This window comes from Actinomadura litoris (genome assembly GCF_009733595.1).
GTDB lineage: Bacteria > Actinomycetota > Actinomycetes > Streptosporangiales > Streptosporangiaceae > Spirillospora > Spirillospora litoris.
Map to the genome: position 1 here is coordinate 25,761 of NZ_WOFH01000010.1, position 14,759 is coordinate 40,519.

Consider the following 14,759-nt stretch of genomic DNA (forward strand, 5'->3'; position numbering starts at 1 on the left):
CACGTGAGAAGGGACCCGGCGCCGGACGCGGCGGCGGGTGAAGGCTGGGGAGTTCAGCGCGCGGGCGGGCCGCGGACGAGCGCGCGGCGGAGCGGCGCGTCCGAGGCGGGGCGGTCCGGACGCCGCGTCCGGACCGCCGGCGGGGCCGGGAAGCCGGCGGGGGAGGCGGCCGCGATCGGCCGCCACGGGCGCCCCGCCGCGGCGGAGACCCGCCGGGCCAGCGACCACATCGCGGCCTCGCCGCGCCGCAGCCACCAGGCGGTCGCCAGGGCCGCGCCGAGATGGGCGAGCGTCATCCCGCCCCCGCCCTGGGCCGCGGGGAGGACATGCGCCTCCCCGGTGGGATGCGCGGCGCCGCCGGACGCGCCCGCGAAGAGGGCGTGGAGGGCGAACTGGGCGCCCGCGAGGAGGCCGCCGATCGTCCAGAACGACCGCTCGACCCCGCAGAGCGCCAGCGCCAGCCCGGTCACGAGCACGAACCCGGCGGCCACCGCGAAGGGCGGCGGCACGCAGGCGCCCGCCGCGTACGCGTGGCCGGCGGTGGTCAGGGTCAGGCAGACCGTGGCGAAGACCACCGCGCGGGCAAGGCGGAAACAGGGCTGGACGAGCATGAGTGCTCCCATGGTCCCATGGGGGTGCCCGTGGTGAGCATCACCCCCGGAACACCATGCGCGCGAACCTACTGTCGCGTAACCTACGTGACCGTAGGTTCGTTGGCGACGTTCGTTGGCGAGGAGCGACCCCATGACCACCGTGCCCGCAGTGCCCGCAACCCCCGTTCCCACCGGCACCGGGACCGACCGGCCCGAGGCGCCGTCCCCCACCCGCCCCCGGCTGCGCGGCTGGCTGCATCTCGGCGCGTTCCCGGCGGTGCTGGTCGCGGGGCTCGTGCTCGTCGCGCTCGGCCCCACGACGCAGGCGCGGCTCGCGTCCGCGCTGTACGTGGCGACGTCGGGGATGCTGTTCGGGATCTCGGGCACCTACCACCGGCAGCGCTCGCACCGGCTGATCGAGGTGCTGCGCCGCTTCGACCACGCCAACATCTACCTGATCATCGCCGGGACCTACACGCCGTTCGCGGTGCTGGCGCTGGACGGCGCCGTCCGCGTCTGCGTCCTCGCCATCGTGTGGACGGGCGCGGTCGCCGGGGTCGTGTTCCGGACGACCTGGATCCGCGCCCCCCGCGCGCTCTACGTCACCCTCTACATCGTCCTCGGCTGGGTCGCGGTGTTCTTCATGCCGCAGTTCCTGTCCGGCGCGGGAGCGGTCGCGTGCGTGATGGTCGCGCTCGGAGGCGTCTGCTACAGCGTGGGCGGGGTCGTCTACGGGCTGCGCCGCCCCGACCCGTCGCCGAGCTGGTTCGGCTTCCACGAGGTCTTCCACGCCTGCACGCTCGCCGCCTACGTCCTGCAATACATCGCGGTCTCCCTGGTCGTCTACCAGTCGGCCTGACCCGCCGGCGCGGGGCCGCGCGCGCCGGGGCACCCTGGATGCGACCTCACCCGCCCGCGCATGGCACCCTTAGACGGCAGGGGATAGACCGGGCACTCACGTCCTACGCAGGGAGAGCATGGTGCGGCGCTGGTATGGCCTCGACGAGGTTCCCGCCGACTGGGGCCGTTCGGTGGTCACCATCGGGGTGTTCGACGGAGTGCACCGCGGCCACCAGCGCATCGTGGGCGCCGCCGCCGAGGAGGCGCGCCGGCGCGGGCTGCGGTCCGTGGTGATCACCTTCGACCCGCACCCGGACGAGGTCGTCCGCCCCGGCACGCACCCGCCGCTGCTGGCCTCCACCACGCGCCGGATCGAGCTGCTGGAGGGCCTCGGCACCGACGCGGTCGTCGTCGTGCCGTTCACGCTGGAGCTGTCCAAGGTGCCGCCGGACGAGTTCGTCCAGTCCGTGCTCGTCGACCGGCTGCACACCGCGCACGTGATCGTCGGCGAGGACTTCCGGTTCGGGCACCGCGCCAAGGGCGACGTCGCGCTGCTGACCGAGCTGGGCGAGAAGTACGACTTCACCGCCGAGGGCACGCCGCTGGTCGCCAACGGCGACACGATCTCCTCCTCCTACATCCGCGCGCGGCTGGACGCGGGCGACGTCGAGGCGGCGGCGACCGCGCTCGGCCGCCCGCACCGCGTCGAGGGCGTCGTGGTGCGCGGCCACCAGCGCGGCCGGGCGCTCGGCTTCCCGACCGCCAACCTGGAGACGCTGCCGCACACCGCGATCCCGGCGGACGGCGTGTACGCGGGCTGGCTGGTCTGCGACTCCGAGCGCTACCCGGGCTTCCGCTGGCCCGCCGCGATCTCCATCGGCACCAACCCGACGTTCGAGGGCGTGGAGCGGACCGTCGAGGCCTACGCGCTGGACCGCGACGACCTCGACCTGTACGGCGAGCACATGGCCGCCGACTTCACCGCGCGCATCCGCGACACCCTCAAGTTCGACTCGATCGAGGCGCTGATCGAGGAGATGCACCGCGACGTCGACCGCGCCCGCGAGATCACCGCGCCCGACGCCTAGGACACCCCAGGTCAGCGCCCCCGGTAACCGGGCAGAACCGGGCGCACCCTGCGTGATCACGCCGTTTCAGCATCGTGACGGGGTGGCTTTCGGACATGGTACGGTGAATAGTCGCCGGGAAGGGCCCCGGCGCGGTTGGCTGCACCCTCATGCGGCTCACCACTCTCTTAACACGCACCATGCGGACCCGAGCGCCCACCGGGCCCGGGATCTGCGGGTGACGACCTCACTGAAGGAGCCACGTGTCGCTCGACACCGCCACGAAGAAGCAGATCATCGCCGAGTACGCGACCACTGAGGGTGACACCGGTTCCCCGGAGGTCCAGGTCGCGCTGCTGACCCGGCGGATCAACGATCTCACCGAGCACCTCAAGGAGCACAAGCACGACCACCACAGCCGCCGCGGGCTGCTGCTGCTGGTCGGCCAGCGTCGCCGGCTCCTGAAGTACCTGAGCAACAAGGACATCAACCGCTACCGGAAGCTGATCGAGCGACTCGGTCTGCGCCGATAGCACACCGAGGGAGTGGCCACGGCCACTCCCTCTCTTGCATCGGGCCGGACGGCCGCGCCGCGCCACCGCGCACGGCGTCCCCGTCCGGCCACGCCGGAGGCCCGGCCGTGCGGGCCGGCCCCCGGCGCACCGGCCGCCCGGCCCAGATGGCCGGGTGGGCCGCCAACTGGAGACAAGCCTCGCGGACACCGCTGGTGCGGGCCGGTCCTCGGTAGTGGCTTCCGGATCCGTCCGCCGCGCCGGCGGGCATGCGATCCGGATGCTTCGATCGAAGACCGGCAGCGTGAAAGCCACGGGAGACGGCCGCGGGGACCGACGAAGGAACCTTGAGGAGGTTTCCCGTGACAGAAGCCGTGCGCATCGATGGCGCGCAGAGCACCGAGGCCGTGATCGACAACGGCACGTTCGGCACCCGGACCATCCGCTTCGAGACGGGCCGGCTGGCCCGCCAGGCGGCCGGCTCGGCCGTCGCCTACCTCGACGACGAGACGATGGTCCTGTCGGCGACCACCGCGTCCAAGAAGCCCAAGGACAACCTGGACTTCTTCCCGCTGACCGTGGACGTCGAGGAGCGGATGTACGCGGCCGGGCGCATCCCCGGCTCGTTCTTCCGCCGCGAGGGCCGCCCGTCCGAGGACGCGATCCTCACCTGCCGCCTGATCGACCGGCCGCTGCGCCCCTCGTTCGCCAAGGGCCTGCGCAACGAGATCCAGGTCGTCGAGACGATCATGGCGCTGCACCCCGACCACCTGTACGACGTCGTGGCGATCAACGCCGCCTCGATGTCCACGCAGCTCGCCGGGCTGCCCTTCTCCGGCCCGATCGGCGGCGTCCGCGTCGCGCTGATCGACGGCCAGTGGGTCGGCTTCCCGACCCACCCCGAGCTGGAGCGCGCGACCTTCGACATGGTCGTCGCGGGCCGCACGCTGGAGGACGGCGACGTCGCGATCATGATGGTCGAGGCCGAGTCGACCCGCGACACGCTGAAGCTCGTCGGCGAGGGCGCGACCGCGCCGACCGAGGAGACCGTCGCGCAGGGCCTGGAGGCGGCCAAGCCGTTCATCAAGGTGCTGTGCAAGGCGCAGAGCGACCTCGCCGCGGTCGCCGCCAAGGAGACCGCCGAGTACCCGGTCTTCCTGGACTACCAGGACGACGTGCTCGCCGCCGTCACCGCCGCCGTCGGCGAGGACCTCGCGCAGGCGCTGACCATCGCGGGCAAGCAGGAGCGCGAGTCCCGGCTGGACGAGATCAAGGCCGGCGCCGCCGAGAAGCTCGGCGAGGACTTCGAGGGCCGCGAGAAGGAGATCTCCGCCGCGTTCCGCGCCGTGACCAAGAAGCTCGTCCGCGAGCGGGTCATCCGCGACGGGCTGCGCATCGACGGCCGCGGGCTGAAGGACATCCGCCAGCTCACCGCCGAGGCGCACGTGATCCCGCGGGTGCACGGGTCGGCGGTTTTCGAGCGCGGCGAGACGCAGATCCTCGGCGTCACCACGTTGAACATGCTCCGCATGGAGCAGATGATCGACACGCTGAACCCCGAGCGCACCAAGCGCTACATGCACAACTACAACTTCCCGCCCTACTCGACCGGTGAGACCGGCCGGGTGGGCTCGCCGAAGCGGCGCGAGATCGGGCACGGCGCGCTCGCCGAGCGCGCGCTGATCCCGGTGCTGCCGACCCGCGAGGAGTTCCCCTACGCGATCCGGCAGGTGTCGGAGGCGGTCAGCTCGAACGGCTCCACGTCGATGGGCTCGGTGTGCGCGTCCACGATGTCGCTGCTGGACGCGGGCGTCCCCCTCAAGCAGATGGTCGCGGGCATCGCGATGGGCCTGATCCACGAGGGCGGCGAGTACGTCACGCTGACCGACATCCTCGGCGCCGAGGACGCGTTCGGCGACATGGACTTCAAGGTCGCCGGCACCCGTGACGTGATCACCGCGCTCCAGCTCGACACCAAGCTCGACGGCATCCCCGCCTCGGTGCTGGCCGCCGCGCTCAAGCAGGCCAAGGGCGCGCGGCTGGCGATCCTGGACGTCATGCAGGAGGCCATCGAGGCGCCCGCCGAGATGAGCCCGAACGCGCCGCGGATCATCACGATCAAGGTCCCGGTCGACAAGATCGGCGAGGTCATCGGCCCCAAGGGCAAGATGATCAACTCGATCCAGGACGACACCGGCGCCGACATCACGATCGAGGACGACGGCACGATCTACGTCGGCGCCACCGACGGGCCCTCCGCCGAGGCCGCGCGGCAGGCGATCAACGCGATCGCCAACCCGCACATGCCGGAGGTCGGCGAGCGGTTCCTCGGCACCGTCGTCAAGACCACGACGTTCGGCGCGTTCGTGTCGCTGCTGCCCGGCAAGGACGGCCTGCTGCACGTCTCGCAGATCCGCAAGCTGCACGGCGGCGCCCGGATCGAGAACGTCGAGGACGTCATCGGCGTCGGCGAGAAGATCCAGGTCGAGGTCACCGAGATCGACCAGCGCGGCAAGCTGTCGCTGGTGCCGGTCGAGGTCGTCGACCGCGAGTCCGCGGCCGCCGACGAGGCGGGCGAGGGCCCGGCGGACGCGGCGTCCGGCGACGCGGCCGACGACGGCGAGGACGGCGGCGCGCGCCGGGAGCGCGGCGAGGACGGCGAGCGCCGCGGGGCCCCGCGCCGCCGCCGCACCCGCCGCGGCGGCGACGACGCCGGCCAGCGCAACTCCTGACGGACATACCGATGACCGACCGGCCTGCCCACGACGGGCAGGCCGGTCGGCCGTTTCCCATCGACGGAATGTGAGCGACACGTGACGCTGCCGGCGAGGGCGCAGGAGCCCGGCACCACCACCACGATCCACACCGAGGGCGCCGGCGCGGTCCGCCGCACCGTCCTGCCCGGCGGGCTCCGCGTGATCACCGAGTCGATGCCGACCGTGCGGTCCGCCGCGTTCGGCATCTGGTCGGGTGTCGGGTCCCGCGACGAGGCGGTCGCCGACGCGGGCGCCAGCCACTACCTGGAGCACGTGCTGTTCAAGGGCACGCGCACCCGGTCGGCGCTGGAGATCTCGGCGGCGCTCGACGCCGTCGGCGGCGACCTCAACGCGTTCACCGCCAAGGAGTACACCTGCTACTACGCGCGGGTGCTCGACTCCGACCTGCCGCTCGCCGTGGACGTCGTGTCGGACATGGTGGCGGCGTCGGTCAACCGCCCCGAGGACGTCGAGGCCGAGCGCGGGGTGATCCTCGAAGAGATCCACATGCGCGACGACGACCCCGGCGACCTCATCCACGACGAGTTCGCGACCGCGCTGTACGGGGACACGCCGCTCGGCCGCCCGATCCTCGGCACCGTCGAGTCGATCAACGCGCTGTCGCGGGACCGGATCCACGACTACTACCGCGAGCACTACGTCCCGTCCAACCTGGTCGTGTCCGTGGCGGGCAACATCGACCACGAGGAGGTCGTCGGGCTGGTCTCGCGCGCGTTCGCCGAGCACCTGACCGGCGGCGCCGCGCCCGCCGCGCCCCGGCTGAACGGTGCGCCCGTGCCGGTCGCCCCGTCCACCCGGGTGATCGACAAGGACACCGAGCAGGCGCACATCGTGCTCGGCGGCGCCGGGGTGTCGCGCACCGACGACCGCCGGTTCGCGCTCGGCGTGCTGAACGCGGCGCTCGGCGGCGGCATGTCCTCGCGGCTGTTCCAGGAGGTGCGGGAGAAGCGCGGCCTCGCCTACTCGGTGTACAGCTACACCGCGCAGTACGCCGACTCGGGCGTGTTCGGCGTCTACGCGGGCTGCCAGCCGGGCAAGGTCGAGGAGGTCCTGTCGATCTGCCGGGACGAGGTCGCCAAGGTCGCCGGGGACGGCGGGCAGGGCCTCACCGCCGAGGAGCTGGAGCGCGGGAAGGGCCAGCTGCGCGGCGCGATGGTCCTCGGCCTGGAGGACACCGGGTCGCGGATGAGCCGCATCGGCAAGAGCGAGCTGGTGTATGAGTCGCTGCTGCCGGTCGACGAGGTGCTCGCGCGGATCGAGGCCGTGACGCTGGAGGACGTCCGCGCCGTCGCGCACGAGGTGCTGGACTCCCCGCAGGCCCTCACGGTGATCGGCCCGGTCGGCGACCGCGACTTCGCCGCCTGAACCCCCGAGCCGCCTGAACCCCCGAGCCGCCTGAACCCCCGAGCCGCCTGAATTCCCGCCCCCAGGAGCCCTGACGTGAGCACCGGCTGGATCTGCCATGAGCGCTACTTCTGGCACGACACCGGGACCGGCCCGCTCGGCATGCCCGGCGGCGGCTACCTGGAGCCGCTGCGCCACCCGGACACCCCGGAGGCCAAGCGGCGGCTGCGCAACCTGGTCGAGGTGAGCGGGCTGCTGGACGCGCTGGTGCCGGTGGCGCCGCGGCCGGCCACCGAGGCCGAGCTGCTGCGCGTCCACACCGAGGCGCACGTGACGCGGATGCGGGAGCTGTCGGAGTCGGGCGGCGGCGACGCGGGCGACGGCGAGTCGGCGTTCGGCCCCGGCTCCTACGAGATCGCCCGCCTCGCCGCCGGCGGGGTGATCGCGGCGGTCGACGCCGTCCTGGACGGGACCGTCGACAACGCCTACGCGCTGGTCCGGCCGCCGGGCCACCACGCCGTGCCCGACCAGGGCATCGGGTTCTGCATGTTCGGCAACATCGCGGTCGCCGCGGAGCACGCCCGGTCGCGGGGGCTCCGCCGGGTCGCGGTCGTCGACTGGGACGTCCACCACGGCAACGGCACCCAGGCGGTCTTCGAGTCCGACCCGGGCGTGCTGGCGGTCTCGCTGCACCAGGACGGGCTGTTCCCGGCCGACTCGGGCAAGGTCGCCGAGCGCGGCACCGGGGCGGGGGAGGGGTTCACGGTCAACGTCCCGCTGCCCGCCGGGTCCGGCTCCGGCGCGTACGAGGAGGCGTTCGAGCGGGTGGTGGGGCCCGCCGTCCGCGCGTTCGCGCCCGAGCTGGTCTTCGTGGCCTGCGGGTTCGACGCGGGCGCCTTCGACCCGCTCGCCCGCATGTGCCTGCACTCCGACGCCTACCGGATGATGACCGCGCGCGTGCTCTCCTACGGCGCGCCGGTCGTCGTCGTCCACGAGGGCGGCTACTCGCCCGAGTACGTCCCGTTCTGCGGCCTCGCGGTCGTGGAGACCCTCGCCGGCGTCCGGACGCCCGTCACCGACCCGTTCCTGGAGAGCCTGCTCGGCATTCCCGGCCAGGAGATGGCCCCCCACCAGCGGGAGGCCGTGGAGCGCGCGGCGGCGGCGCTCGATCTCGACGCCGTTAGACCCCGTCCCTGACCGGGTATCGCCCCGGCGTGAAGATCCTCATCAGGCTCGTGATCTCGGCCATCGCGCTGTGGGTGGCGCAGGCGCTGGTGGACGGCATCGACCTCACCGCGGGGAGCACGGCCCGGCGGGTGCTCACGCTGCTGGCGGTCGCGGCCATCTTCGGCGTCATCAACGCCTTCCTGAAACCGGTCATCCAGGTGCTCGGGTGCGCCTTCTACATCCTCACGCTCGGCCTGTTCGCGCTGCTGGTGAACGCCGCGCTGCTCATGCTGACGAGCTGGATCGCGGGGAAGCTGAACCTGCCCTTCCACGTGGACTGGTTCTGGCCCGCGTTCTGGGGGGCGATCATCATCGGCGTCGTGAGCTGGCTGCTCAACATGTTCGTCGCCGACGAGGTGTTCGACCGCGACCGCGACGGTGAGCGGGGTTGAGGCGGCGGTAGGCTCGGGCGGACGCCGAGACGGGGAGGAACACGTGATCAAGGTCGGGGTGCTGGGCGCGCGGGGCCGGATGGGCGCCGAGGTGTGCCGGGCCGTGCGGGACGCCGACGGCATGGAACTCGCCGCCGCCGTCGACCAGGGCGACGGGCTGGACGCGCTGACCGCCGCCGAGGTCGTCGTCGACTTCACCCACCCCGGTGTTGTCATGGACAACCTCCAGTGGTGCGTGAAGCACGGGATCCACGCCGTCGTCGGCACCACCGGGTTCGACGCGGCGCGGCTCGACAGCGTCCGCTCGTGGCTGGAGGAGGGGACGGGCAACGTCCTCATCGCGCCGAACTTCGGCATCGGCGCCGTGCTGATGATGCAGTTCGCGAGGAAGGCCGCGCCGTTCTTCGAGTCGGTCGAGGTCGTCGAGACCCACCACCCGAACAAGGCGGACGCCCCGTCGGGCACCGCCCGCCGCACCGCCGAGCTGATCGCCGCCGCCCGCGCGGAGGCCGGCGCCGCCCCCTTCCCCGACGCCACGTCCACGGCGCTGGACGGCGCGCGCGGCGCCGACGTCGAGGGCGTGCGCGTCCACGCCGTGCGGATGTCGGGCGCGGTCGCCCACCAGGAGGTGATCCTCGGCGGGCACGGCGAGCTGTTCACGCTCCGGCACGACTCGATGAACCGCGAGTCGTTCATGCCGGGCGTGGTGCTGGCCGTCCGCGAGGTCGCCGGGCTGCCCGACCGCCTCACGATCGGCATCGAGTCGCTGCTCGGCCTGTGATGGACTTCGACGCCCGGCCCTGGGAGTACCTCGGCGCGTCGGAGGCGATCGACATCGAGCACCCGCTCGTCCAGACGATCGCCGCACGGCTGCGCAACGGCGACGACCTCGCCTACGCCGAGGCCGCGTTCGACCACGTCCGCGACGAGATCACTCATTCGCTGGAGGCGACCGCCTGGCGGGCCTCCGACGCGCTCGACCGGCGGACCGGGCTCTGCTTCGCCAAGGCGCACGCCTACGTCGCCCTGCTGCGCGCGGGGGGCATCCAGGCCGGGCTGTGCTACCAGCGGCTGGACGGCGGCCTGCACGGCCTCGCCGCCGTGCTGGCCGACGACCGCTGGGTCCATCTCGACCCGCGCGGCACCGACCTGGCCTTCTCCGCGTCCGAGGACCGCCTGGCCTACCCGGACGCGCCGGTCCTGCCGATGGTGCACGCCGCCCCGCCCCGCGCCGTCCTGGACGCGCTGAAGTCCGCGACGCTGCCCACGGATCTCGGCTGACTAGCGTGTGCGCAGCGCCGAGGGGTGCTGCTTGTAGGAGATCTCCAGCTGGCGCCGGGGCCACGCGTCCTCGGGCTCGAACAGCCCGGTCAGCGACGCGACCAGGGCCGCCTCGCCCCGGCTCACCCGCTTCTTCCCCGGCCCGTGCTCCAGCGCGTAGGCGAACTCGGTGGCGGCGCAGGCGAAGGCGTCCCGGCTGCCGGTGAGGCAGAGCGTCCGCGCATGGGTGACGGGCCTGAGCCAGTCCCGGAAGCCCTGCCGCCCGACCCGTGCCTCCCAGGCCGCCGCGTCCCGGACGGTGCGCTCGCCGTCCGGACGCACCGACAGGGGCGTCCCGCCCGCGAGCCGCCGCCGGACGCCGGGCCAGCGCGTCGCGGGGAACCCCAGCGAATGGTGCGCCAGCAGCAGGTCCACGCGGCCGCCGCACGACTCCAGGAAGCCCTCGTCCCCGTCGATCGGCGCCCCGTCCCGCAGCGGCACGTGGACGAGCGTCCGCCGCGAGTACGCCGCGAACGAGAACAGCCCGGCCAGGCGCGCCAGCCCCTCGCGGTCGCCGACGAGCCATCCGTGGCCCTCGGGGTCGGACAGGGCCGTGTGCCGCAGCGGCCGCCACGGCTGGACGACCCGGTGTCCCGCGGCCTGGAACAGGCGCAGCCTCAGACGCAACGGTTCCTCCCTTCCGACTGAGACGCCGCACCCTCCCCGGAGGTTCGCCCGCGTCAGCCGAGGGACGTGAGGTCGAGGGCGGCGAGCCGCTCGGGGTCGGCGAGGATGTCGATGGCGGCGATCCGCCCGTCGGCGACCGTGAAGGCCAGCAGCGAGAAGGGCCGCCCGTGGCTGACGGCCACGACCGCCGCCGTGCCGTTGACCAGCGCGGGCGTCAGCTCGTAGGGCGGGTGCCGGAACGTGAGCGCCTGCCTCGCCACGGTCTCCGCGCCGCGCACCTCCCGCCAGCCGCCGGGCACCGCGCCCTGGTCGGCCCGCAGCACCACGTCCGGGTCGAGGACGGCGACGAGCGCCTCGAAGTCCCCGCCGGTCGCCGCCGCCTGGAACGCCTCCACGACCTCGCGCTGCCGCGCCAGGTCGCGTTCGGGCACGGGCACCGAGCCGCGCACCCTCCGCCGCGCCCTGCTGGCGAGCTGCCGGGACGCGGCGGGCGAGCGCCCCACGATCGGCGCGATCTCCTCGAACGGCACCGCGAACAGGTCGTGCAGGACGAACGCCAGCCGTTCCGCGGGCGTGAGCGACTGCAGGACGACCAGCAGCGCGAGCCCGACCGAGTCGGCCAGCACCGCCCGCTGCTCCGGATCGACCCCGTCGACCGAGCTGACCACGGGATCCGGCAGCCGCTCGTCGAGCGGCGTCTCGCGCCGCGACGTCCGGGACCGCAGCATGTCCATGCACACCCGCCCGACCACCGTGGTCAGCCACCCGCCGAGGTTCTGCACGGCGTCGGCGTCGGTCCGGCTGAGCCGCAGCCACGCCTCCTGCACGGCGTCGTCGGCCTCGGCGAGCGACCCGAGCATCCGGTAGGCGACGGCCTTCAGATGCCCCCGGTGGTCCTCGAACCGCTCGGCCAGAAACTCCCGCTCGTCCATCGACCCCATCCTCCGTTCGGCCACGTCACAGCTATGACGCGCCCGACCGCGAGTATGTGACGGGTCCGGCCGTGCCGGATCCGGGACTCCCGCCCGGCCGGGAGGGCGGAGTGATCCCTTGTGCGGGCGGCGGGGCGGGCCTAGCGTTCGGCGGAGTGGGAGGGAGAGCCTGTGGACGACTCGGACGCGCGGCGGATGTGGACGGTGCTGGAGCCGCTGCACGTGGTGACGTACTTCTCACCGGAGAGCCTCGGGGCCTTCAAGGAGGTCGGGCTCCGGGGCTTCTGGATGGGATATTTCGGCGGACGGGCCGCGCCGCTCGGGCCGGTGGCGGCGGGCGTGGTCGAGGCGACGTTCTTCGGGTTCCACCCGGCGCGGGTGCGGCGGGCCGTCCCGGACGCGTGGGGGTTCGCGGCGCCGGAGGCCATCCTGCGGGCGCGGAGCGAGGCGGCGGCGGCGAACCTGCGGCGGGTCGCGCCGGGGATCGAGGACGCCGCGCCCGAGATCGTGCCCCTGCTCGCGAGGGTCGTCGACGCGGCGGACGGCGCCGGGCGCCCCCTGTTCGCCGCCAACCGCGACCTCGGCCTGCCGGATGATCCCGTGGAGGCGCTCTGGCAGCTCGCCACGTCGCTGCGGGAGCACCGGGGCGACGGGCATGTGGCGGCGCTGACCGCCGAGGGGCTCGGCGGGCTGGAGGCGAACGTCCTGGCCAGCGGGGTCGGAGCCGTCCCGGGGGACATGGTGTCCAAGGCGCGCGGCTGGTCGGAGGAGGAGTGGCGGGAGGCGTCGGCCGCCCTCGCCGCGCGCGGGCTCCTGGACGGGGACGCGGCGACCGGCACCGGCCGGGCCCTCAGGGCGGAGGTCGAGCGGCGCACCGACGCGCTCGCGGCGCCGCCCTTCCGGGTCCTGGACGACCCGGAAGGGCTCTACCGGACGCTCGTGCCGTTCGCGCGGGCCGTGGCCGACGCGGGCGAGGTCCCCTTCCCCAACCCGGTCGGCGTGCCCCGAGTCGACTAGTGCTGGGTCGGGGACGGGAACTTCGTGGTCTCCACGGGGACCGTGACGCGCTCGATCCCCGCGGCCGCGTAGGCGGCCTCCTCGTCCAGCGTCTCGTGTTCGAGGAGGACGCGGGCGAGGGAGTCCAGCTTGTCGCGGTTGGCGCGGAGGGTCTCCAGGGCCTCGGCGTAGCACTCGTCCACGATGCGGCGGGCCTCCAGGTCGACCGCGTCGAGGGTGCCCTGGGCGGCGTACTGGCCCATCGGGTCCATGCCGTCGGCGGGCAGGATCGACAGCGGGCCGACCTTCGGGGACATGCCCCAGCGGCCGACCATGCCGCGGGCGATCTTGGTGACCTGCTCCAGGTCGCTCTCCGACCCGGTGGTGATCACGCCGAAGACCAGCTCCTCGGCGGCCATCCCGCCGAGCGCGCCGATGATGCGGCCGCGCAGGTAGCGCTCGTCGTAGGCGTACCGGTCGCTCTCGGGGGTCGACACGGTGACGCCGAGCGCGCGGCCGTGCGGCACGATCGTGATCTTGCGGACGGGGTCGGCGCCCGGCTGGAGCATGCCGAGCAGGCCGTGCCCGGACTCGTGGTAGGACGTGCGGCGCCGCTCCTCGAACGGCATGACCAGCGAGCGGCGGGTGCCGAGCTGCACCTTCTCCAGCGCGGACTGGAAGTCGGCCATGTCGACCGCGCCCTTCTCGCGCTTGACGGCGAGCAGGGCGGCCTCGTTGACCAGGTTGGCGAGCTCCGCGCCCGTCATGCCCGGCGTCATCTTGGCGACGGAGGTGATGTCGGAGTCGCCCGCGAGCGGCACCTCGCGGGTGTGGACGCGCAGGATCGCGACGCGCCCGTCCAGGTCGGGCGGGGCGACGGCGACCTGGCGGTCGAACCGGCCGGGGCGCATGAGCGCCGGGTCCAGGATGTCGGGGCGGTTGGTCGCGGCGATCACGACGACGCCCTCCGAGCCGGAGAACCCGTCCATCTCGGTGAGGATCTGGTTGAGGGTCTGCTCGCGCTCGTCGTGGCCGCCCATGCTGGCGCCGCTCCCGCGGGCCCGCCCGATCGTGTCGATCTCGTCGATGAAGATGATCGACGGGGCGGTCTTGCGCGCCTCGGTGAACAGCTCGCGGACGCGGGCCGCGCCGACCCCCACGACCATCTCGATGAACTCCGACGCGGCGGCGGAGTAGAACGGCACGTCGGCCTCGCCCGCGACGGCGCGGGCCAGCAGCGTCTTGCCGGTGCCGGGCGAGCCGGTGAGCAGCACCCCGCGGGGGACACGGGCGCCCATCCGCCGGTACTTGCCGGGGTCCTTGAGGAAGTCGACGATCTCGCTCAGCTCGGCCTCGACCTCGTCGATCCCCGCGACGTCGGCGAACGTGGCGCGCTTCTCGTCCGGCTGGACGGGCTTGGGGGACCGGCCGAAGCCGCCCATGATCCCGCCGCCTCCGCCGCCCGACATCCGGCGCTGGAGCCAGACCATCACGCCGATCCACAGGCCGACGAACAGCAGCGTCGGCAGCAGCGAGAGCAGGAGGTTGGCGAGCAGCCCCCGGTCCTCGCTGACGGGCTTGGCCTCGACCTGGACGCCCTTCCGCACCATCTCGGTGTAGATCTTGTCGTCGGCGAACGCGGGGCGCAGCGTCTCGAACGAGGTGTAGGTCTTCTTCGTGTCGGCCTGGCCGGGCACCTGCTGGGCGTTCTTCAGCTTCCCCTGGATCTGGTAGCCCTTGGTGTAGACGTCCTTGACGTTGCCCGCCGACACCTGCTGCGTGAACGCGGTGTAGGGCACCGACACCCGCTCCTGCTTGCCGGTGATGTGCATCGAGGCGTAGCTCAGCCCGAACACGACGGCCAGGAGCAGCCAGAACAGGTAGGTGTTGCGGCCGGGTTTCCAGCCGCCGCCGAAGCCGCGCGCGCGTCGCTCCGGCCGCCGCTCCGGCACCCCTTCGGCCCGCCAGGGCTGCTCGGGGTCGTTGCGGGGCGGGACCGACTGGCGCCTGTCGGGTTCGCCGGGGCCTCCTCGGCGCGCCGCCTCGCTCGGCTGCGGCGCGGGTCGCTTGGACGGCACGACTGACCTTCCCCCCGTACACGTCACCAGGCCGGGGCCGGTGAACACGATCTT

The 14,759-nt window shown here is 73.4% G+C and carries 14 protein-coding genes; 10 read left to right on the forward strand and 4 right to left on the reverse strand.

Annotated elements, in window-relative coordinates; genetic code table 11:
* Window positions 1-53: 53 nt before the first annotated feature.
* Window positions 54-623 carry a hypothetical protein gene (locus tag GNZ18_RS26115; RefSeq protein WP_156219211.1) on the reverse strand — a complete coding sequence of 190 codons (570 nt, stop codon included), beginning with the start codon at window positions 621-623 and terminating at the stop codon, window positions 54-56.
* 121 nt (window positions 624-744) lie between these two features.
* On the opposite strand from GNZ18_RS26115, the gene trhA reads away from it, so the two are divergent.
* The 9 genes from trhA to GNZ18_RS26160 all read left to right on the forward strand — a co-directional run bounded on the left by trhA (window position 745) and on the right by GNZ18_RS26160 (window position 10,033).
* Window positions 745-1,452: a PAQR family membrane homeostasis protein TrhA gene (trhA, locus tag GNZ18_RS26120; RefSeq protein ID WP_156219212.1), complete on the forward strand. Its 708-nt coding sequence runs from the start codon at window positions 745-747 to the stop codon at window positions 1,450-1,452.
* Window positions 1,453-1,573: 121 nt separating this feature from the next.
* Entirely contained in the window at window positions 1,574-2,521 is a 948-nt protein-coding gene (locus GNZ18_RS26125) for a bifunctional riboflavin kinase/FAD synthetase (RefSeq protein WP_214618061.1), read from the forward strand.
* 242 nt (window positions 2,522-2,763) lie between these two features.
* Entirely contained in the window at window positions 2,764-3,033 is a 270-nt protein-coding gene (gene rpsO, locus GNZ18_RS26130) for a 30S ribosomal protein S15 (protein ID WP_067461705.1), read from the forward strand.
* A gap of 359 nt (window positions 3,034-3,392) precedes the next feature.
* Window positions 3,393-5,744: a polyribonucleotide nucleotidyltransferase gene (locus GNZ18_RS26135; protein ID WP_214618062.1), complete on the forward strand. Its 2,352-nt coding sequence runs from the start codon at window positions 3,393-3,395 to the stop codon at window positions 5,742-5,744.
* Window positions 5,745-5,825: 81 nt separating this feature from the next.
* Window positions 5,826-7,154: a M16 family metallopeptidase gene (locus GNZ18_RS26140; protein WP_214617521.1), complete on the forward strand. Its 1,329-nt coding sequence runs from the start codon at window positions 5,826-5,828 to the stop codon at window positions 7,152-7,154.
* Between the two features lie 75 nt (window positions 7,155-7,229).
* A complete protein-coding gene (locus GNZ18_RS26145; RefSeq protein WP_312874744.1) occupies window positions 7,230-8,330 on the forward strand; it encodes a histone deacetylase-like amidohydrolase in 1,101 nt (366 codons plus the stop codon).
* A 17-nt stretch (window positions 8,331-8,347) separates the two neighbouring features.
* Window positions 8,348-8,752: a phage holin family protein gene (locus tag GNZ18_RS26150; RefSeq protein WP_214617523.1), complete on the forward strand. Its 405-nt coding sequence runs from the start codon at window positions 8,348-8,350 to the stop codon at window positions 8,750-8,752.
* Between the two features lie 43 nt (window positions 8,753-8,795).
* A complete protein-coding gene (gene dapB, locus GNZ18_RS26155) occupies window positions 8,796-9,533 on the forward strand; it encodes a 4-hydroxy-tetrahydrodipicolinate reductase (protein ID WP_242890589.1) in 738 nt (245 codons plus the stop codon).
* Complete coding sequence (locus tag GNZ18_RS26160) at window positions 9,533-10,033, forward strand: transglutaminase-like domain-containing protein (protein ID WP_156219217.1); 501 nt, start codon at window positions 9,533-9,535, stop codon at window positions 10,031-10,033. The genes dapB and GNZ18_RS26160 overlap by 1 nt, the downstream gene beginning before the upstream one ends.
* On the opposite strand, the gene GNZ18_RS26165 is transcribed toward GNZ18_RS26160, so the two are convergent.
* Together GNZ18_RS26165 and sigJ are read right to left on the reverse strand one after the other, a co-directional pair.
* Entirely contained in the window at window positions 10,034-10,699 is a 666-nt protein-coding gene (locus GNZ18_RS26165; protein ID WP_156219218.1) for a hypothetical protein, read from the reverse strand.
* Window positions 10,700-10,752: 53 nt separating this feature from the next.
* Entirely contained in the window at window positions 10,753-11,631 is an 879-nt protein-coding gene (gene sigJ, locus GNZ18_RS26170; protein ID WP_156219219.1) for an RNA polymerase sigma factor SigJ, read from the reverse strand.
* 171 nt (window positions 11,632-11,802) lie between these two features.
* Here sigJ and GNZ18_RS26175 point away from each other — a divergent pair, with 171 nt between their 5' ends.
* Complete coding sequence (locus GNZ18_RS26175) at window positions 11,803-12,648, forward strand: SCO6745 family protein (RefSeq protein ID WP_312874745.1); 846 nt, start codon at window positions 11,803-11,805, stop codon at window positions 12,646-12,648.
* Here GNZ18_RS26175 and ftsH read toward each other — a convergent pair.
* Window positions 12,645-14,705, reverse strand: coding sequence for an ATP-dependent zinc metalloprotease FtsH (gene ftsH / locus GNZ18_RS26180; RefSeq protein WP_312874746.1), 2,061 nt, complete (start codon window positions 14,703-14,705; stop codon window positions 12,645-12,647). The two genes, GNZ18_RS26175 and ftsH, sit on opposite strands and share 4 nt — an antisense overlap.
* Window positions 14,706-14,759: the final 54 nt, after the last annotated feature.